20 protein-coding genes are annotated in these 19385 nt (G+C 65.0%); 10 read left to right on the top strand and 10 right to left on the bottom strand.

Going from position 1 to position 19385, the window contains the following annotated elements; all coding sequences use genetic code 11:
- Nucleotides 1-5 precede the first annotated feature (5 nt).
- The 3 genes from QMG84_RS15020 to QMG84_RS15010 form a co-directional block, all read right to left on the bottom strand.
- Nucleotides 6-395: a hypothetical protein gene (locus tag QMG84_RS15020; protein ID WP_281928889.1), complete on the bottom strand. Its 390-nt coding sequence runs from the start codon at nucleotides 393-395 to the stop codon at nucleotides 6-8.
- Nucleotides 396-488: 93 nt separating this feature from the next.
- A complete protein-coding gene (locus tag QMG84_RS15015) occupies nucleotides 489-905 on the bottom strand; it encodes a L,D-transpeptidase (protein WP_246744774.1) in 417 nt (138 codons plus the stop codon).
- 101 nt (nucleotides 906-1006) lie between these two features.
- Entirely contained in the window at nucleotides 1007-3208 is a 2202-nt protein-coding gene (locus QMG84_RS15010) for an ATP-binding protein (protein ID WP_281928887.1), read from the bottom strand.
- A gap of 380 nt (nucleotides 3209-3588) precedes the next feature.
- Between QMG84_RS15010 and hpnH the strand changes: the two genes are divergently transcribed.
- Nucleotides 3589-4740: an adenosyl-hopene transferase HpnH gene (gene hpnH, locus QMG84_RS15005; protein WP_281928886.1), complete on the top strand. Its 1152-nt coding sequence runs from the start codon at nucleotides 3589-3591 to the stop codon at nucleotides 4738-4740.
- On the opposite strand, the gene QMG84_RS15000 is transcribed toward hpnH, so the two are convergent.
- Complete coding sequence (locus QMG84_RS15000) at nucleotides 4681-5415, bottom strand: phosphorylase family protein (RefSeq protein WP_281928885.1); 735 nt, start codon at nucleotides 5413-5415, stop codon at nucleotides 4681-4683. The genes hpnH and QMG84_RS15000 overlap by 60 nt on opposite strands.
- Before the next feature lie 837 nt (nucleotides 5416-6252).
- Here QMG84_RS15000 and QMG84_RS14995 point away from each other — a divergent pair.
- Nucleotides 6253-7419 carry an IS4 family transposase gene (locus tag QMG84_RS14995; protein ID WP_281927877.1) on the top strand — a complete coding sequence of 389 codons (1167 nt, stop codon included), beginning with the start codon at nucleotides 6253-6255 and terminating at the stop codon, nucleotides 7417-7419.
- Between the two features lie 105 nt (nucleotides 7420-7524).
- On the opposite strand, the gene QMG84_RS14990 is transcribed toward QMG84_RS14995, so the two are convergent.
- Entirely contained in the window at nucleotides 7525-8835 is a 1311-nt protein-coding gene (locus tag QMG84_RS14990; protein WP_281928884.1) for an IS4 family transposase, read from the bottom strand.
- A 270-nt stretch (nucleotides 8836-9105) separates the two neighbouring features.
- Here QMG84_RS14990 and QMG84_RS14985 point away from each other — a divergent pair, with 270 nt between their 5' ends.
- Entirely contained in the window at nucleotides 9106-9954 is an 849-nt protein-coding gene (locus QMG84_RS14985) for an ATP-binding protein (RefSeq protein ID WP_281928882.1), read from the top strand.
- Nucleotides 9955-10284, top strand: coding sequence for a hypothetical protein (locus QMG84_RS14980; RefSeq protein ID WP_281928881.1), 330 nt, complete (start codon nucleotides 9955-9957; stop codon nucleotides 10282-10284).
- A gap of 164 nt (nucleotides 10285-10448) precedes the next feature.
- Here QMG84_RS14980 and QMG84_RS14975 read toward each other — a convergent pair whose 3' ends face one another.
- A complete protein-coding gene (locus QMG84_RS14975; protein WP_281928880.1) occupies nucleotides 10449-10910 on the bottom strand; it encodes a cupin domain-containing protein in 462 nt (153 codons plus the stop codon).
- Between the two features lie 140 nt (nucleotides 10911-11050).
- On the opposite strand from QMG84_RS14975, the gene QMG84_RS14970 reads away from it, so the two are divergent.
- The 5 genes from QMG84_RS14970 (at nucleotide 11051) to QMG84_RS14950 (ending at nucleotide 15369) form a co-directional block, all read left to right on the top strand.
- Nucleotides 11051-11929 carry a chorismate mutase gene (locus QMG84_RS14970; protein ID WP_281928878.1) on the top strand — a complete coding sequence of 293 codons (879 nt, stop codon included), beginning with the start codon at nucleotides 11051-11053 and terminating at the stop codon, nucleotides 11927-11929.
- A gap of 3 nt (nucleotides 11930-11932) precedes the next feature.
- Nucleotides 11933-13045, top strand: a complete 1113-nt coding sequence (gene hisC / locus QMG84_RS14965; protein ID WP_281928877.1) for a histidinol-phosphate transaminase — start codon at nucleotides 11933-11935, stop codon at nucleotides 13043-13045.
- Nucleotides 13038-13949: a prephenate/arogenate dehydrogenase family protein gene (locus tag QMG84_RS14960; RefSeq protein ID WP_281928876.1), complete on the top strand. Its 912-nt coding sequence runs from the start codon at nucleotides 13038-13040 to the stop codon at nucleotides 13947-13949. Before hisC ends, QMG84_RS14960 begins: the two co-directional genes overlap by 8 nt.
- A gap of 207 nt (nucleotides 13950-14156) precedes the next feature.
- A complete protein-coding gene (locus QMG84_RS14955; protein ID WP_281928875.1) occupies nucleotides 14157-14759 on the top strand; it encodes a response regulator transcription factor in 603 nt (200 codons plus the stop codon).
- A gap of 172 nt (nucleotides 14760-14931) precedes the next feature.
- Nucleotides 14932-15369 (top strand): hypothetical protein, encoded by a 438-nt coding sequence (locus QMG84_RS14950; protein WP_281928873.1) that lies wholly within the window; start codon nucleotides 14932-14934, stop codon nucleotides 15367-15369.
- On the opposite strand, the gene QMG84_RS14945 is transcribed toward QMG84_RS14950, so the two are convergent.
- The 4 genes from QMG84_RS14945 to sseA all read right to left on the bottom strand — a co-directional run bounded on the left by QMG84_RS14945 (nucleotide 15370) and on the right by sseA (nucleotide 18773).
- Nucleotides 15370-15699: a polyhydroxyalkanoic acid system family protein gene (locus QMG84_RS14945; protein ID WP_281928872.1), complete on the bottom strand. Its 330-nt coding sequence runs from the start codon at nucleotides 15697-15699 to the stop codon at nucleotides 15370-15372. It lies immediately after the preceding gene.
- A gap of 178 nt (nucleotides 15700-15877) precedes the next feature.
- On the bottom strand, nucleotides 15878-17287 hold the full coding sequence (gene glnA, locus QMG84_RS14940; RefSeq protein WP_202074162.1) for a type I glutamate--ammonia ligase: 1410 nt from the start codon (nucleotides 17285-17287) through the stop codon (nucleotides 15878-15880).
- A gap of 98 nt (nucleotides 17288-17385) precedes the next feature.
- Complete coding sequence (locus tag QMG84_RS14935; RefSeq protein WP_165052984.1) at nucleotides 17386-17724, bottom strand: P-II family nitrogen regulator; 339 nt, start codon at nucleotides 17722-17724, stop codon at nucleotides 17386-17388.
- Between the two features lie 188 nt (nucleotides 17725-17912).
- Nucleotides 17913-18773 (bottom strand): 3-mercaptopyruvate sulfurtransferase, encoded by an 861-nt coding sequence (gene sseA, locus QMG84_RS14930; RefSeq protein ID WP_281928869.1) that lies wholly within the window; start codon nucleotides 18771-18773, stop codon nucleotides 17913-17915.
- Between the two features lie 153 nt (nucleotides 18774-18926).
- Between sseA and QMG84_RS14925 the strand changes: the two genes are divergently transcribed.
- Nucleotides 18927-19343 carry a hypothetical protein gene (locus QMG84_RS14925; protein ID WP_202074166.1) on the top strand — a complete coding sequence of 139 codons (417 nt, stop codon included), beginning with the start codon at nucleotides 18927-18929 and terminating at the stop codon, nucleotides 19341-19343.
- The last annotated feature ends 42 nt before the right edge of the window (nucleotides 19344-19385 follow it).

Genomic DNA, 19385 nt, shown 5'->3' with positions numbered 1-19385 from the left:
CGTCTTTACTGCACGATGCTGGCGCGGATGATGAGCTTTGTCCCTTCACATTCCGCGTAGCCGAGCAGACCGGTGCTCTGTGCGCCGCCGGCGGCCGGGGCGTGTCCGGTCCAGACGCAGTCCTTCTTGCCGTCGCTACGGTCGCTCAGCTTGATGGTGTAGACGCCGCCCTCGAACGAGCCGTCGACCTTGTAGGTCAGCGACTTGCCATTGTCCGTCTGCATCGAGGCGTCGCCGCTCAGCCTGTCTCCGTCCTTCTTGACGGTCCAGGAGCCCTGAGCGCCCCGAACGCCGGCGATATTCTCCTCGGTGACGAGCCATGTCGTCCCGGCCGCCGATGCGGGGCCGCTGATCGCCAGCATGGCCGCGACCGCGGCAAAGAGCCATTTGTTCATGATCTCCTCCCTCTTCTTTCTTTTTGTCGGCGCATTTGAAAGCCGTTCTGTCAGCAAGGCAAGCAAGGGCGCTGCGTCGGGAAGACTGGGAGGCTAGCGTCCCCCGCTGATCGAAATCCGCGCGCCCTCTCGCCGCACCATGTCGTAAAGCATCGCCGCGTGCCCTGGGGAAAGGCGCACGCAGCCGTGCGAGACGGGCCGGCCCAGCGAGCGGGTCGCATAAGTGCCATGGATGGCGTAGCCGCCCGAAAAGAAGATCGAATGCGGCATGGGGGCGTTGTCATATTTGCTGGAGTAATGGAGGCGCTGCAGCGATTTCGCAGCAAAACTTCCGCGCGGCGTCCGATAGCCCCGGCGCGCGGTCGACACCGGCCAGACGTAACTGCCCGAGGACGAGACGACATACATCCGCTGGGCCGACAGATCGATATGCACGCGCACGACGGCCTGCGCCGTCCCGCCAATGGCGAGCGCCATGGGCAGCGCAAGGAGCAAGGGCCAGTAGCGCATAGGAGAACTCCGGGCGCCTGGGCGGGCGAAAGGCGGCCAATCGCTCGACCGCCCATATAATATGCATCGCTGAGCGCTGCCGTCCAATACGACAGGACGAATTAGGCCGGCGGGGCGCCCGGCTGACCGGCCGACTCCGCGTCTTCCCGCGCCAGATAGCGCTCCAGCGCCGCGGGCCGGCGTCGGCGGGCCTGCGCGAGGATAGGATCGCTGTAATAGGCGCGGGGACCGCTGTTCGCTGCAAAGCCGTCAAAACCGTAACGCCCGCGGGTTCTGGGCTTACTCGCGGCGAAGAGGCGCGACTCGACCTGGGAAATCGTGATGTTGTCGACGACATAGGCGCCCTTGCGATCGACATGGGCGATCTCGTCGCGCACCAGCCGGTTGAGGATGGCGACGAGATTGTCCTGCACATTTTGCGCAAGGAGCTGCAGCGCGGGATCCTTGGGGTCGATCGTGCTCATATCGCCGCGCTTGGGCCGGGCGACGCGCAAGATTGCCTTCATGGCGCGGATTTCGACGGGTTCCTCCTCGTCATCGGTCAAATCCATGGGCGTCATGAACTGACGCCGCTCGCGCGGCTCGAAGCCGCGTTTGAAGATTTCCGACAGGAACTTCATGATGAAGAGAAAGGCGTCCTGCGCCATCGCGACGCAAATCGCCATGGTCGAATCGGGCGTGAAGCTCCAAAAGGCCTCGCGGGCGAGTTCGAATTTGTTGCGCTCGGTGGAATGCGCCCGCAGATAGGCGTCGCTTTTCTTCAACAGTTCCCGCACGTCGTCTTCGGAGAGGCCCACCGCCTTGCCGGCCATGACGCAGGCGTCGACAAGGCCCTTCGCCTCGTTGAAGCCATTGGCGGCGGCGGTCCTGTCGGCGGCAGGGGCGGCGCGGATCTTGGCGACAACGGCTGTCAGCTCGTCGCGCAGCCCCGTCTCCAGTCCGCATTTCTTGTCGAAGGCGGCGCGGGCGGCGAGGGCCTCCTCGCGCGCCGAGAGGAGATCGCGCGCCGCGCCCTGCGGCTCGCAGGCGAAGTCGCCGCCGACCGCCTGGGGCAGCGCATTGGACTGGCGCGCCGCGGCGAGGATCGGCTCGCAGAGCGGCTTGGCTTCATGGACGCGCGCCCATGTCGGCTCGACGCGAAGCTGGTCGCGCAGCGCTGTCAGATCGCGCAGCGTGGCGTCGAGATCGAGGCTGGCTTCGGCCTTGGGCATCGGCCGCTTGGCGGCGTCGCCGGCAAGCTCGGCCTTCTGCTTGAGCGAGATGGACTGGGCGGCCAGCGCGTCGCGTTTCTTCAGGGCGGCGGCCCGCTCGGCGGTCGGCCCGGCGAGGGTCTGGCGGATGGCGGCGATGCGGCGATTGACTTCCTCCGCCTTGAGCCGATGGGTCCGGCAGTTTATCCCGCAGGCCGCGCCGCGATTGTCGAGACCATGCTCGGCGTCGACCGCAAGCTGCTCCTCCTGCCGCGCGGTGAGGCTAAGAGCGGCGATCTCGTCCTGCTTGGCCTTGATGGTGGCGTCGAGGTTCTCGACGCTTTTCTCGAGAGCGGCGATCTCGGCGCGGCCTTCGTCATATTGGCGGCGCGCGGCGTTGGCGCTTTCGAGCTCCGCAGCCGCCTGTTGCGCCGCCTTCGCCAGCACGGCCTGCTGGGCTTCCTGGCTCTTGCGGATGGTCTCGCGTAAGGCGGGGCCGGCGGTCCGCGCCGTGTCGATCAGCGCGTCGAGCGAGTCGAGATAGGCCTTGAAGGCGGGGTCGGCGACGATCTTGGCGGAGGCGGCCTCATAGGCGGCGTTGATCTCTTTCGTTGCCGGCAGGACGACGTCGGCGGCCAGCTCCATGGGCTGCAGCTCGGCGACGATCTTGCGCGAGGAGAGCTTGAAGATGTTGTTGTAATAATAAGTGAAAGAGAAAAAGGCCGAGATCGAGAAGACGAATAGAAACACCGCCGCCGTCACGGCCGTCTTCACCACCATGCGCTCGCGGGCCATGCGGCGGCGTGCGATCAGCGCCGCGAGGTCGGCGCCGAGCGACCAGGAGGTCGAGGCGAGCATGACGAGCACCGCCGTGGTGGCGACGAAAGTGCCGGCGATCCCGACCACGTCGCCCTGCTCCTTCTGCATGATGTCGATCATGCCGGAGGAGGTCGTGTAGAAAACCCAGGCGAGGACGGGCAGGGTCACGGCCATGCCGATGCGGCCGAGGTCGATGTCCCCCGCCCAGAAGCGCTTGAGCGGCGCGAAAAGCGCGGCAAGGCGGCGCGGGGCCGGACTCACGGCGGGACGGGCGGGCGGGCTCGCGGCAGTCATTGAATAGCGCTCCTCCAATCAGCCCCGCATCATGGGCCTCGGCAATCTGGCTAGCCTGTCCCCATTCCTCCCCTTTACGGGGAGGTCGGCGGCCGCCAGCTCGCTAACCGTCGCGGTTGATGCGATGGAAATGAGACCTATTTTTGCCGCTTCGCAAGCTGTCTGCTCTTTGGACCGCGCGCCTTCGGGCGCGCCGCCAAAAAAGCGAGCCTGAAGGCTCGCGGTCCAAGTAGCTTGCAGGCCCTTGGCTGGGCGGGTTTTCCTCCCCCGCAGTTTCGTGTTAGACGGCCGAACCGGCGCGATGGTCGCAGCAGGACGCGCGCCGGCGCCTCTTGTCTCGCGGCCCCTTGACGGTTCGCGCACCATAGCAGGAACAAGCCGTGTCCATACCTTTCCGTTACGTTGCAAAGATCGGCTCTTATCTCGTCAAGCAGCATCTTATGGGCAGGAAACGCTATCCGCTCGTTTTGATGCTGGAGCCGCTGTTTCGTTGCAACCTGGCCTGTTCCGGCTGCGGCAAGATCGACTATCCCGACCACATCCTGAACAAGCGGCTCTCGGTCGACGAATGCCTCGCCTCGGTCGACGAATGCGGCGCGCCGGTCGTCGTCATCGCGGGCGGCGAGCCGCTGCTGCACAAGGATTTGCCGCAGATCGTCGAGGGTATTGCGAAGCGCGGCAAATTCGCGATCGTCTGCACCAATGCGCTGCTGCTCGCCAAGAAAATCGACCAGTACAAGCCCTCGCCCTATTTCACCTGGTCGATTCATCTTGACGGCGACAAGGAGATGCACGACCGCGCCGTGAGCCAGGAGGGCGTCTACGAGCGCGCCGTCGAGGCGATCAAACTCGCCAAATCCAAGGGCTTCCGCGTCACGACGAACAGCACCTTCTTCGCCGACGCCGACCCGGCGAAGGTCGCCAAATTCCTCGACGACGCCACGGCGCTTGGCATCGACGGGATGACGGTGTCGCCCGGCTACGCCTATGAGCGCGCGCCGGACCAGACCCACTTCCTGAACCGCCAGAAGACCAAGGAGCTGTTCCGCGACATCCTGCGCCGCGGTCGCGGCGGGCGCGCCTGGGCGTTTCAGCAATCCGGCCTGTTCATGAACTTCCTTGCGGGCAACGAGAGCTACGCCTGCACGCCCTGGGGCAATCCGCTGCGCACCGTCTTCGGCTGGCAGCGCCCCTGCTATCTTCTCGGCGAAGGCTATGTGCCGACCTTCAAGCAGTTGATGGAAGAGACCAATTGGGACGCCTATGGCGTCGGCAACTATGAGAAATGCGCCGACTGCATGGTCCATTGCGGCTTCGAGCCGAGCGCCGTGGCCGATACGGTGAAGCGCCCGTGGAAGGCGGCGGCCGTGGCGCTCTTCGGCGTGCGCACCGAGGGCCCGATGGCGGCGGACATCTCGCTCGAGAACCAGCGCCCGGCCGAATATGTCTATGACGAGAACATCGCCCGGCTCTCAGAGATCCGCGAGCATGAGGCGCGCGAGCGGTCCGAGAAGCGGTCCACAGCGGCCTAAGGAGCCGAAGGCCGCGCGGGAATCGAGGCCTGCGAGAATCAATTCGCCGATTTGACGTGGCGCGCGGAGCAGTTCGCGCGCCACAATTTTTCCGTCCACGTCGCCCTCGGGCGTCAGCGCCTTGGCGGCGAGCGGGGGCAGGGCGCGCGAGGCCGGATCGCTGATGGCGCGCAGCGCGACGAAGGGGATTTTCCAGTCACGGGCGTATTCGGCGGCGAGATGGGATTCCATGTCGACCGCATGGGCGCGCGACGATTCGCGCAGCCACGCCTTGCTCATCGTATCCATGGCGGGTTCGTCGACGCCCACGATCGCGCCCGGAACGGCCTTGCGGCCCTTGGCGGCGATGGCTTCCGCCAATGCGCCGGAGAGATGCTCATGCGTCTCGTGGCGCGCGCCATTGGAAATGACGGCGTCCGCGACGACGATATCGCCCGGGCGCAGCGCGTAATCGAGGCCGCCGGCGAGGCCGAAGCTCACAATGGCCGAAAAACGCCGCCCATGCAGCCGGTCGAGCTCCACACGCAGGCGCGTGACGCTGGCGCCGCTGCACAGGACGACGACGCCCTCCCCCATCGCGCAGGCGGCTTCGCGCTTCATGCCGGTGACGACAAGGACGGGACCGGGAGCCTCGGTCCTGACCGCCTCCCTGCGTCGGCTCTGAACGAGCGTCATGGCGTCTCCCTGCTTGGCAACCGCGCCTACCTCCGATGTTTCGGAAGGCGAAGTCAACGGTAAACAGGGACGCAGGCGGGGTTACCCCCTCCCCAACCCTCCCCCGCTTCGCGTCGCGCAGCGGGGGAGGGGCAGAGCGTGGCCGTCATAGAGAAAATTCGCTCCCTAATTTATCCCCACCCCCAAAAACCGCATTATCCTTCCCCCGCCTCGCCAACTTGCAGGGGCGCCGTCAGGGTCGGCGGCGCCGGCGGGGTCGGTTAAGCGCGGGACGCGACCCTCGTTCCGTGCGGGACTCCGGCGCCGCCCGCCGGGTCTCTCCTTCGTGGGGAGATTGCGTGGAGAAATCCGCGCAAAGGCTGGGCATAGTTTTCGCGCCCGCGACACGCGGCCCGAGTACCGAAAGGGAAAGCGCCGGCGGGCCGGAGGCGGCGCATGTCGAGGCCCTTGCGACGCGCCCAAAGGCTGCAAAGCCTTTGGCAAAGAAGCGGCCGCCGTCTGGCGGTCGTGCCGGACGGAGGAACCGCTGCTTGGATGGCGCTACTTCGGCTCGGAACGGTGCGCGCGAATAAAGACCGCAGCCGGGACGCTCTGGCCCCGATGCGCTTATTTTTCACGCTACCGGCCGAACGGGGCCGGGGCGTCCCGGCTTCCTGGATCGCTCGCGTCGGAAATCGGCGGCGGGATTTGTGGCGCTGCATTGCCCCCTCCCCAACCCTCCCCCGCTTCGCGCAGGGCTGTCCGGGGAATGAGTCGAAAGGTCGCGGGCGCATGCCCGGTTTTCCCGACGGTTGTCGGGTATTTTCCGGTTGTCGAGACTGGAAAAAAGGACCGGACATGCCCGTGCACTCTACTGTATTCGCCCAACTGCTCAAGCCGGTCGATCGGCGCGCCTTCAAGCAGATCGTCGAGCGGCATGGCGGCGACGCCTACGACAAATCCTTCAAGAGCTGGGATCACCTCGTCGCGCTCATCTACGCCCAGCTTGCCGGGGTCTCCAGCCTGCGCGCCCTCGTTCCCGCCTTCAACGCCGACGCGCGCGCGCATTATCACCTCGGGACGCGGCGGCTCGCGCGCACGACCCTTTCCGACGCCAACGCCCGCCGGCCCGTCGCCGTCTTCGCCGATCTCTTCGCCATGCTCTCCGGCGCGCTCGACCGTCATACGCGCCGGGAGGGCGCGGACATGATCCGCCTCATCGATTCGACGCCCATCCCTTTGAGCAAATTCCTCGATTACGCCCGCTCCAACGGCCGCACTCACGGCCTCAAAATGCACGTGGTCCATGACCCGCGCGCCAATCGGCCCCTTCGCGCGGAAGTCACGCCCGCCAATGTGAACGACATAGAGATCGGCAAGAAAACCGATATCGAGCCGGGCGCCGCTTATGTCTTCGACAAAGGCTATTGCGACTATCGCTGGTGGACCGAGATCGCCGCGCAAGGCGCTTTCTTCGTCACCCGGCCGAAGGCGAACGCCCGCTTCCGGGCGATCGCCGCCCGCCCGCTCGACCCCGAAAGCGCGCGGGGCGACGGCTTCGCCGTGATCGCCGACGAGGAGGTGGCGCTGGCCAGCAAAGGCGATTCCAAGCTGCCCATGCCGCTGCGGCGCATCACCGTGGAAAGAGACGAGGCCAAAGGCCGCATCGTCCTCATCGTCAACGACATGCGCCGCCCGGCCGCGGAAATCGCCGCGCTCTACAAGGGCCGCTGGGCAATCGAGCTGCTGTTCCGTTGGATCAAGCAGCATCTCAACATCAAGAGCTTCATCGGCGAGGCCGAAAACGCCGTGCGCCTGCAGCTCTTCGCCGCGATGATCGCCTTCACCCTGCTGCGCATCGCCGCCTGCGTCCACAAGATCGACATGGCGGCACTGCGTTTCGCCGAGCTCGTCGGCCGCTTCCTCTTCGACCGCCGGCCGATCGCGCTTATCGACAAGCCGCCAATCAGGCCCAAGCCCGGCCGAGACTTCTCTAGTCTGCAGCTCCAGCTCGCGGCCCTATGATTTCCCCGGACAGCCCTGCGCTTCGCGGGAGAGGGAGCAGATTGTGGCCTTCATAGACAATGTGGATCATGAGTGTCCCCTCTCCCGCGAAGCGGGCTATCGGATTCACACATCGTAGAAGGTCAGCGCGGCTCCGAACTTTATTCGTCGAAAGTCGTCGAGGCCCTGGCGCATTACTTTGGGGCCGGGCTTTCCGTAATAGGCGGTCCAGCCGCCGAGCCTGGCGACGACCCAGGCGGCGAAGGCGAGGCTGCCTTTGCGGTGGGGGTTCTTCTGGCGGGCCGTCGCGCCCTCGAGCTTCGCCGAGACGGCCTCGAGCAGCGCTTCGTCCTCGGGCTCGAAAGCGTCCGTCAGCAACTGGTCGGTCGCGCCGTCGCGCGCCTTGACCAGTTGCATGACCGTCACAGCGGCGACCGCCGTCGCCGCCACCAGCTTGATCATCACTTTCGGATCGCAGATGTCGGCCTGCTCGATCTCGAAGCCCGCCGTCTTCAGCGTGCGGAAGAATTCCTCGATGGTCCAGCGCATTCGATAGAGGTCGATCACCCGGCGCGCCTCGGCCAGGCTCGTCGCCGCATGGGTCGTGAGAAGCCGCCAATGAATGGGCGCGACGCCCTCGGCGGCCCCGACCTCGCGCACGTCGACCAAAGTCACGCCGACCGCGTCCGGCAAGTCGCGCGCGCCGTGGCGCGGCTTGCGCAAAGTGACCGGCGAGACGCGGACCGCGAGCGCCGCCTTGCGCGCCTTGCGTCCCGGAGCCGCCGGGATCTCGGCGACGAAGCGGCCCGCCTCGGCCAATCCGTCGGCGAAGGGGAACAAAAGCTCGATCGCATCCTCGCCGTCTGCGGCGATCGTCCGGTTCTGGCAGGCGCGCACAATCAGCTCCACGCCGCCCGGACGCTGCGCGAGATGCGCGTAGATGTCGCTCTCCCGATCCGAGACGACAGTGATCCGCTTCGCCGCCGCGAAATCCTCGCGCGCATGCGTCGCCACATCGAGCCAGCGCTGCGATTCCTTGTCCGCGAGCGCGCGCGAGCGCCGCGCCGCGACCTTGGCCCCCGTGTCGCGGTTCCAGACCTCGGCATGAGCGAGGCCGAGCAGCGCGCCCGTGCCGGCGTCGAGCGCCAGGGCCGCGTGCAGCAAAAGGCCGCGCGTCCCGCCGCCCTTGCCGACCGGCCCATAGCCGTTCGCCTGCGCGCGCTTGCCGCCGAGCGCCAGCTCGCTGGTGTCCTGCGCCACCACTATGTCGCGACCCGCCGCCCGCGCCGCTGTGAGCCCGGCGGCGTGCCGCGCCATCTCCTCGGCGGTCACCGCAGGATTGCGCAGGAAGCGCGCGAGCCGCACCTCCTGCGCCCGCTGCCCGCCGGCGATCCGACGGATGCGCGCGCACGGCCGCGCGACGAGGCCCCGATGCAACGAGACCCCCCTTTTTCCAGGCGGCGGTCGCCGAACCGCCCCAGTCCATACGAAATCGCCATGCCCCACCCCGCGAATCAAAACGCGACCAACGGAATCAAACAGACCCGACCGAGGCAATCACGATGTGTGCATTCGATAGCCGCGAGCGGGGGAGGGACAGGGAGGGGGCGTTTCAGTGATGTGACGGATGCACGTGGTCACACGCGCCAGCGCACCTCACGCAATTTGCGATAAGGTTGCGCTCGAGATTTTTGTTTAGGACGCCCCATGTCGAAAAAGAATATCGCCGCCCATCTTTCCCGCATCGCCGACGCGCTCGAGCGCCTCGCGCCGCCCGCGCCGCCGGCGCCGGATTTCTCGGCCGCCGAAGCCTTTGTCTGGCGGGCGGCGGGCTCGGTCTTCCATCCGGTCGAGCGGGTCAACCGCGTGAGCCTCGGCCTGCTCGAGGGGATCAACCTTCAGCGCGATATTCTCTTTTCCAACACCGCGCGTTTCGCCCAGGGCCTGCCCGCCAATAACGCGCTGCTCTGGGGCGCGCGCGGCATGGGCAAATCCTCGCTGGTCAAGGCCGTGCATGGCGCGCTGGCCGGGGAGGGGCGGCTCAAGCTCGTCGAAATCCATCGCGAGGACATCGAGGCTCTGCCCGATCTGCTCGGCGCCCTCGCCGGCGCGCCCTACCAGTTCGTCGTCTTTTGCGACGATCTTTCCTTCGACGGGCCGGAGACGAGCTACAAGGCGCTCAAAAGCGCGCTGGAGGGCGGCGTCGAAGGGCGCCCTGGCAATGTCCTCTTCTACGCCACCTCGAACCGGCGCCATCTCATGCCGCGCGACATGATGGAAAATGAGAGCGCCAACGCCATTCACGGCAAGGAGGCGGTGGAGGAGAAGGTCTCGCTCTCCGACCGTTTCGGTCTTTGGATCGGTTTCCACAACTGCAGTCAGGATGATTACCTCGCGATGGTCTTCGGCTACGCCCGCCATTATGGGCTGGAGGCGCCGGAGGCCGATATACGCGCGCAGGCGCTGGAATGGGCGATGACTCGCGGCGCGCGCTCGGGCCGCGTGGCGTGGCAATTCGTGACCGACCTTGCCGGGCGGTTGGGGAAGACGCTGTAGATGAGACGGACGGCTCTCCTCATCATCGCGCTGGCGATCGCTCTGCTCCTGCTTTGGCTGTTTGCGCCGAGGCCGGAGGAGGAGGCGGGCCGGCGCATCGAGGGCCGCGCCAAAATCGAACTGATTGAAGCCTGCAATCAGGCGGCCGCCGATACCGGGCGCGCCATTCGCTTCACCACTGCCGATGTCGTCGCGCCCGCTAAGGAAGCGGTCGAGACGGCGAGCGGCGTGGCGCTGCTCGCCTCGATCCTGCAAGCGCGCCGCGCCGGCCAGCTCTGCGCCTGGAACGGGATCGACCCGGCGACGATCACGGCGGAGGGATCGAGATGAAATCCGGCTCGCCGACACAGCGTCCGAGGCGGTCTCGCTTGCTCCTCAGGAAGACGCCTAAGTGTTTGGCGCAGATGCAGAAGCCCCTCATGCTGAGGAGCCTGCGCAGCAGGCGTCTCGAAGCACGAGGGGCGTCGCAACGCCGCTTTGTCAGCAGAACCGCCTCAGGGCGCCGGATGCGAGTGGCCTTCGCCCTCCTTGGGCTCGGGGATCAACGAGCCTTTGCCGTCCGGCAGGGCGGCGGGCAGCAGCTCGAAATTCAGCAGCACGACAGGCGTCTTGCCGACATTCGACGATTCATGGGTCTGGGCGCCGGTCTCGGTGAAGCAGTCGCCTGCTTTGTAGACGGTGGTCTTGCCGCCGATGGCGTAGGCCATTTCGCCAGAGACCATGCAGCGGATGCCCGGCCCGACATGGTGGTGAGCGTGCATATAGCCGGCCTCGTCCATGGTGACCTGCGTCACGCGGATTTTGTATTTGCCGGTGAGCTCGGAGAGATGGCCGAGGTCGGCGAGCTCCGCCAGAGCCTTGGCGTGGAAGCCCTTGAGATCGACGCCATCGGCGCGAGCGGCGCCGGCGAAGGAGAGGCAGAAGAGGGCGAGGCAGGCTGCAAGCTTATTCGACATGGCGCTTCCTTTATTTCTGGCCCGCCAGTCTATCGGAGCCCGAGGGGCCAGCAAGCGACCTTGTCGCTTTGCGCCGGCGCCAGGGGAGGCCCGCGCCGCCCCCCTTCACTCTCGCGGCCTGCTGGCCTAAGAGAAGCGCCATGCGCGACACGCCCGAGCTCACCTCCGCCGCCGACATGCTTGCCGATTTGCGCGGCGAGATCGACCGCATCGATCTCGATATGCATCGGCTGCTGATGGCCCGCGGCGAGATCATCGACCGACTGATCGCGGCCAAGCGCGCTCAGGGCGGCGGCTGCGCCTTCCGGCCGGATCGCGAGGCGCAGATGATGCGCGCGCTGGTCGAGCGTCATCATGGCCTGCTGCCGCTCGACGCGGTCGAGGGCATCTGGCGCGTCATCGTCTCGACCTTCACTTATGTGCAGGCGAATTATTCCGTGCATGCCGACGACTCGGGCGGCGACGCGCAGATGCGCGACAGCGCTCGCTTTCACTTCGGCTTCACCGTGCCTTATGTGGCCCATCACGGCGCTCGCGCGGTGATCGACGCGGTTGCGGCCTCGCGCGGCGATCTCGGCATGTTGCGCGCAGCCGGCGCCCTGGAGGAGGGCGCCTGGTGGATGCGGCTCATCGGCGAGAGCGCGCCCAAGATCATCGCGCGGCTGCCTTTCGTCGAACGCCCCGATCATCCGGCGGGTCTGCCCGTCTTCATCGTGGCGCGGCTCGCCGCGGACGCCGCGTCGCGCGACATTCTCTTGCACGCAATCAATTTGCCGCATTGGACGCACGCCATCCCCGCCGTCGTCTCGGCGCTGGAGGGCGAGATCCTCGCCAGCGCGCCCCATGCCGGCGGCCTGTCGCTCATGGTGGCCGCCCCGGGCCGCGTCGAGGCCGCGCGCTTTGCGCAGGAGTTGGCGGCGGCCGGCGTGGCCGACGCCATCGTGGAGCCCATCGGCAGCCACGCCGAAAGATATGAACTCAGCGAAGCGCGCAGCGGCGTCTTTGCGCCCAGGAGCTAAGCCATGACGCGTCCTATTCCTCGCCCCGGCGTCCTCGATATCGACGCCTATGTGCCCGGCAAGGCCGGCACGCCCGGCGCAGGCCGCGTTTTCAAGCTCTCGGCCAATGAAACGCCGCTCGGCCCATCGCCCGCCGCGGTGCAGGCGCTGCGCGACATGGCGCATCAGATCGCCATCTATCCGGAAGGCTCCTCGGCGGCGCTGCGCGAGGCGGTCGGCGCCCGCTATGGGCTCGATCCCGCGCGCATCATCATGGGGGCGGGCTCCGATAATATTTTGGAGCTGCTGGCGCTCGCCTATATCGGGCCGGGCGACGAGGGCCTCTACAGCCAATATGGCTTCCTGGAATATAAAATCGTCACGCTCGCCGCCGGCGGCGTCCCCGTCGTTGCGCCCGAGACCGATTACACGGCGAATGTCGACGCCATATTGGAGCGCGTGACCGAGAAGACGAAGATCGTCTTCCTCGCGAATCCGAACAATCCCACCGGCAGCTATCTTCCGGCCGCAGAGGTCGAGCGGCTCGCCAAGGGCCTGCCGGCGCGCACGCTTCTCGTCCTCGACGCCGCCTACGCCGAATATGTCATGCGCGCCGATTACGAAGCGGGGATCGCGCTGGTCGACGCTCATGAGAATGTCGTCATGACGCGCACTTTCTCGAAGATCTATGGTCTGGCGGGCGTGCGGCTCGGCTGGGGCTATGGGCCGGCGCATGTGATCGATTCGCTCAATCGCATCCGTTCGCCGTTCAACGTGTCGAGCGCGGCCTCGATCGCGGGCGTCGCCGCCGTTCAGGATACGGCGCATGTCGCGGCGGCCGTGGCCCACAACGAAAAATGGCTGCCCTGGCTGACGCGCGAAATCTCGGGGCTAGGGCTCGAGGTTTTGCCGAGCGTCGGCAATTTCATCGCCATCCGTTTCCCGCAAACGCCGGGCCGCACGGCCGCCGACGCCGATCGGTTCCTGACAGCGCGGGGCCTCGTGCTGCGCGCCATCGGCGCCTATGGCATGGGCGAATTTCTGCGCCTGACCATCGGCTCTCAGGAGGCCAATGAAGCGGTGGTCGCCGCGCTCGGCGATTTCATGTCGGACAGGAAAGCGGCGGCTAATGGCTGAGCCGATCTTCGACAGGCTTGCGATCATCGGCGCGGGCCTCATCGGCTCGTCCATCGCCCGGGCGGCCCGTGACTATGGGGCGGCAGGCGAGATCGCAATTGTCGACGCCTCGCAGCAAGTCATGGCCCGCGTGCGCGAACTGGGCATTGCGGATGACGCAGGCGGCGATATGGCGCAGGCTCTGAAGGGCGCCGATCTCATCATTATCTGCACGCCGGTCGGCGTCTGCGGCGTGGTCGCGCAAGCAATCGCGCCCCATCTCGAAAAAGGCGCCATTCTCTCCGACGTCGGGTCGGTGAAAGGCGCGGTTGTGGCGCAGATTGCGCCCCATGTGCCGGCGGGGGTTCATTTCATCCCCGCGCATCCGCTCGCCGGCACCGAATTCTCGGGCCCCGACGCGGGCTTTGCGACGCTGTTCCAGAATCGCTGGTCCATCCTCACGCCGCTCGAAGGCGCAGACGCCTCTGCGGTGGCGCGGCTCGCGAATTTCTGGACGCGAATCGGCGCGAAAGTCGAAACGATGAGCCCCGAGCATCACGACAAGGTGCTGGCGCTCACGAGCCATCTGCCGCATCTCATCGCCTACAACATCGTCGGCACGGCGGATGATTTCGGTGAGCAGACGCGCTCGGAGGTCATTAAATTTTCGGCCTCGGGCTTTCGTGATTTTACCCGCATCGCCGCCTCCGATCCGACTATGTGGCGTGATATTTTCCTCAATAATCGCGAGGCGGTCCTCGAAATGCTCGGACGCTTCAACGAGGACTTGAGTGCGCTTCAACGCATGATTCGCCGCGGCGACGGCGAGGGGCTCTTCGACTTCTTCACCCGCACTCGCGCTATTCGCCGCTCGATCGTCGAGCAGGGACAAGACACGTCCGCGCCGGATTTCGGCAGGAGATAATCAAAACCAAAACACAACTTAGACGAATTTAGCTTCGCCTCGAGCATTGACTGTGCTAGAGTGCTTTTATTCTAGCAGCGCGTTTTCCGTCCGCATCGAAAAATGTAGACGCCAGAAATCGCGAATTTTTCAAGAATGAAGCGCGCCTGTCGTAGAAGACTTATGAGCTTTTGCGGGTGGCGTTCTAAGACGTTCAAGGACGTCGACATGCCGACTATCTATGTCGTTGCGCAAGAGCAGGACGAACGGGCGGCTATTGCCGCGCTTGTTTGCCAGGAGTGTCGCTCCGTCGAGGTTTTCAAAGACGTGTCGGCCTTTCTCGCCCATAAGGACCCGAGCGAGCCCGGATGCGTCATTCTGGAGCTCAAAGAGCCAGCCTCCGCGTCGATTCGACGGTTGCGAGAGTTCCTCGAGCCGCTGCCGATCATCGTTGTCTCGCCCAGCGCAGTCGTTGCGCGAGCGGTGCAGGCGATGAAACAGGGCGCCGCGGATTTCCTCGCCAAGCCGCTCGAAAAAGAGAGGCTCGTTTCCGCCGTCCAGCGGGGACTCGACATCAGTTGGGCGCGAATGGAGCAGACGCGGCGCAAGAACGAGTTGCTCGCGCGATACCAAACGCTCAGCGCGCGCGAGAAGGATGTGGTCGGCGCCATCCTCGATGGGCGCCCGAACCGGGAAGTCGCTTTGCAGCTCGGCATTCGACCACGCACCGTCGAGATTCACCGCTCGAATGCAATGGCCAAACTCGGGGCGCGAACCTTGCCCGAGCTGGTGCGCATCTGGTTCGACCTCGCAGACGGCGATATGTGCTGAATTAAGCGCCAAAGAGGCACTCGGGAGTCATGTAAATACTTGCGAAAACCTCGTTTCACAGAGAATTAGGTATATTCCCCAAATTGAGCGGCGCGCCTGTCGCGGCTAGGTTCCGGGCCACAGTTTCGGTGTCCGCTGCGGCTTGTTCCAGCGTTTCGTGCGGGGAGTGCAAATGACCGAACTCGGCAAATTTGGCGTTGCTTTGGCGTTGAACGAAATCACTCTTTCAGCATCCGTTACCCCCATGCATCGGACGCTTCTCGCAAGTTATCGGATGAATGCGCATCGCGGCGAGACGTCGGCGCGCGAGCTGATTCTGAGCGATCTTCGCAGCTTTCTCGATCTCGGCGCGCTCGACCGCGCCACGGACATACTGATCGTCCTGGCGCTTTTCATGAGAGAATCGGCGCGCAATGAGCGGCGTCTGTCGCTCGCGAAAAGGCGCCATCACGACGCCATTGCCCTCCAACGCGGGCGTGGCGCCACGCGGGCGCATTATGCAGTTGGCAAGAATGCGAATGCTCTACAGCAGCCGAACCTGCGACTGGTGTCGTCCGAAAACATGCATCTCGAGGCGGCGGAAAGCGAGGGGGGCGACGCCCTTCGCTGATCAGGAGGTCTTTTTTCCGGGGCCGATGCGCAGGACGTCATTCGCGTTGCGAGAGATGAAATCCTGAAGCCCGCCGGAGAGCTTGGCGAGCAACCAGGGCAGTTGCACCTCTATCCGAACCAGCTCGGGCAGCACCGTCATTCGCGCCGTCGCGCTTTGGCCCAGCGCGGCGACGCGGACCGTGGCGACGTCGCCCGCCCAGCTTACTTCTGACTGCGCGACCTTATCCATATATTCACGCTGCAGCATCTCGATGCGCTCGGCGAGACGCTTTTTCGCGGTCTCCACTCCAAGATCATGCGGCACGGTGATCGTTATGGTGTTCGCCATGAGCGCTTCTCTCTGCCCGACGCTGATGTAGGCGCCCGCGCGCCTAAAGGAAAGCGTCGCCCTCCCTATCTGAACTGTCGCAGTAAGCCTCGCCGCTAAAAAAATGGGCCGCCAGAGGGCGGCCCACCGATTCTCATCCGTAAGTCTCCAGCTTCACCAGAAGCTGGCTCCTTATGGATCAGTAGCTGTAATACATATCGAACTCGACCGGATGGGGCGTCATTTCGAAGCGATAGACGTCCTGCATCTTGAGATCGATGTAAGCGTTGATGAAGTCTTCGTTGAACACGCCGCCGGCCGTCAGATAGGCGTAGTCGGCCTTGAGGCTGTCGAGCGCTTCACGCAGCGAGCCGCAAACCGTCGGGATCGCCTTCAACTCTTCCGGCGGCAGATCGTAGAGGTCCTTGTCGGCCGGCGCGCCCGGATCAATCTTGTTGGCGATGCCGTCGAGGCCGGCCATCAGCATGGCCGCGAAGGCGAGATAGGGGTTCGCCGTCGGATCGGGGAAGCGAACCTCGATGCGCTTGGCCTTCGGGTTGGAGCCGAAGGGAATGCGGCAGGAGGCCGAACGGTTGCGCGAGGAATAGGCGAGCAGCACCGGCGCCTCGAAGCCCGGGACCAGACGCTTATAGGAGTTGGTCGACGGGTTGGTGAAGGCGTTCAGCGACTTGGCGTGCTTGATGATGCCGCCGATGTACCACAGGCACTCCTGGGAGAGGCCGGCGTATTTGTCGCCAGCGAACACCGGCTTGCCTTCCTTCCAGATCGACTGGTGGACGTGCATGCCCGAGCCATTGTCGCCATAGACCGGCTTCGGCATGAAGGTCGCCGACTTGCCGTAGGAATGCGCCACCTGATGGATCGCATACTTATAGATCTGCAGGTGGTCGGCGACGGTGACGAGCGTCTCGAACTTCAGACCGAGCTCATGCTGGGCGGAAGCCACTTCGTGGTGGTGCTTCTCGACCTTGACGCCCATGGCCGCCATGGCGGCGAGCATCTCGGAGCGCATGTCCTGGGCCGAGTCGACCGGCGGAACCGGGAAGTAGCCGCCCTTGGTGCGGACGCGATGGCCGAGGTTGCCGCCCTCATAGGCGGTGTCGGAGTTCGTCGGCAGCTCGACCGAGTCGAGCTGGAAGCCCGTGTTGTAGGGGTCGGACGAAAAACGGACGTCGTCGAAGACGAAGAATTCGGCCTCGGGGCCGAAGAAGGCGGTGTCGCCGACGCCAATCGACTTCACATGCGCCATGGCCTTCTTGGCGATCGAGCGCGGGTCGCGGTTGTAGGGCTGGCCGGTCGCCGGCTCCACGACGTCGCAGACGATCGACATGGTCGAGGCCGCGAAGAAGGGGTCCATGGTGACGGTCGAGAGGTCGGGCAGGAGCGTCATGTCCGACTCGTTGATCGCCTTCCAGCCGGCGATCGAGGAGCCGTCGAACATGATGCCTTCGTTCAGCGCCTCTTCGTCGACGATCGACACGTCGAAGGTCACGTGCTGCCACTTGCCGCGCGGATCGGTAAAGCGGAAGTCGACGTATTTTACGTCGTTGTCCTTGATCTGCTTGATTACGTCCTTGGCAGTTGTCATGTCGATCCTTGCCTCTTCCTTGGGTTTAGTTGCATGCGTTTGCGGCGCAGCGGAACGGCGAAACAGTCTTTCTAGGAAGCTCACGATAGCCCCGAAGGTTAAATCGCGTCCACGCCGGTTTCCCCCGTGCGGATTCTGATTGCGCCCTCGATGTTCGAAACAAAAATCTTGCCATCGCCGATGCGACCCGTCTGGGCGGCCGTGCGAATGGCCTCGACGGCGCGATCGACGGCCTCGTCCGCAAGGACGATCTCGATTTTTACTTTCGGCAGGAAGTCAACGACATATTCGGCCCCCCGGTAAAGCTCGGTGTGACCCTTCTGGCGGCCGAAACCCTTCGCCTCGGTGACAGTGATGCCTTGCAGGCCAGCCGCCTGCAGCGCCTCTTTCACTTCATCGAGCTTGAAAGGTTTAATGATCGCCTCGACTTTTTTCATCGCTTGTCCCCGCTGCGCCTGAAGCTCCCGCCCGCACCCGCGCTTCGCCTTTGCCGACGCCGCCGAGCTTCTACCACCTGAGCGATTTCCGCGCCATGGCCAATCGGTCGGCGCCGAAACCCGTGATGATGCCTGATATTTAGGCTATATGATTAAGTTATGAGCTAAATTTGCTCGATTCATCAGCGCTAGTCTGAATAGGAAACAACCGGCAGATCGGCGCGGGCGCCCCACTCCGACCATGAGCCGTCATAGACTGTCGCCATCGGCCGGCCAGCGGCGGCGAGGGCAAGGCTGAGGATGCAGGCGGTCATCCCCGATCCGCAGCTTGCTATCGTCCGCTTTGCAGGATCGAGGCCCGCCGCTGCGAAAGCGGCTTCCAATCCCGCTTTGTCTTTCATCTTTCCGCCCTCGATCACCTCGCCAAAGGGCAGATTGTGAGCGCCGGGCATATGGCCGGCGCGCAGCCCCGCACGCGGCTCGGGGGCGCGGCCCATGAAGCGCTCAGCGGCGCGTGCGTCGACGACCTGAGCGTCGCCGCTCGAAAGCGACGTATCTAGCTGTTTCCAATCTGCGACGAGTTCCGGATTGAATGCGGGCGTAAAGTCGCGCGGTTCGCGGGTGACATCGCCCGTCTCGAGCGGCCGGCCCTCCGCCTTCCACGCCGGAAGGCCCCCGGAAAGGATCGAGACCTTTTTCACGCCGAAGACCTTCATCGTCCACCAGAGGCGCGGGGCCGAGAAGAGGCCGACGCTGTCGTAGATGACCGCGCGCATGCCGTCTCCAAAGCCCAGCCGGCGCATCTCGGCGGCGAAGACCTCGGGCGAGGGGAGCATATGCGGCAGGCCGGTCGAGTGATCGGCGATCGCGTCTATGTCGAAGAAGACGGCGCCCGGGATATGCCCCGCCAAATATTCGGCCCGCGGATCGCGGTTCGCCGCCGGCATATGCCAGGACGCGTCGAAAACGACGATGTCAGGCGACGCGAGATTCTCGGCAAGCCACTGCGGCGGAACGAAAAGCGTCGAGGGGTTGATGTCAGGCGCCATGCTTTGTTCTTCCCTCTTCAAGTGGCTTTGGCGCGCGGCGAGGGCCAGCGCGCTCGTGACGGCGCCCCTTCGGCGCCGGCGCTGCTTGCATCCAGCGCCGTCCGGGGGACAATAAGCCGATTCGATTCTCACTGTCTCCCTGGCGCGGTTATCATGCTCGACATCCCCGGCAAGGCCTGCGGCCCCTGCCATTTCTGCTGCAAGGTCCTCGAAATCGAGGAGATGAAGAAGACCGCGGGCAAGCTCTGCGAACATTGCGCCGGCGCGGGAGGTTGCGGCGTTTACGCAACGCGCCCCGAGGTTTGCCGGGATTATTACTGCCAATGGAAAGAAGATCGCGGGCTGCCGGCGACGATGCGGCCCGACAAGGTCGGGACGCTCCTCATGGACGATCCGGACAGCGACGAGTACCACGCCGTTTGCGATCCGGAGAAGCCCTTTTCCTGGCGCAATCCTCTCATATTCAGACATCTCGTCTCGGAAGCGAAAGCCGGTAGGATGGTTGTCGCCAAGGCGGGGCTGCGCGCCTGGCGCATCTATTCGGACGGGCATTGGCAGGAGTCGGCGTGAGGCTTCGTTCCGCGGCGCGTCACCTACTGCAGTCTTGAGCAA

The organism is Methylocystis iwaonis (assembly GCF_027925385.1).
In the GTDB taxonomy this organism is placed as follows: Bacteria; Pseudomonadota; Alphaproteobacteria; order Rhizobiales; family Beijerinckiaceae; genus Methylocystis; species Methylocystis iwaonis.
This window is presented reverse-complemented; position numbering and strand designations above follow the sequence as displayed.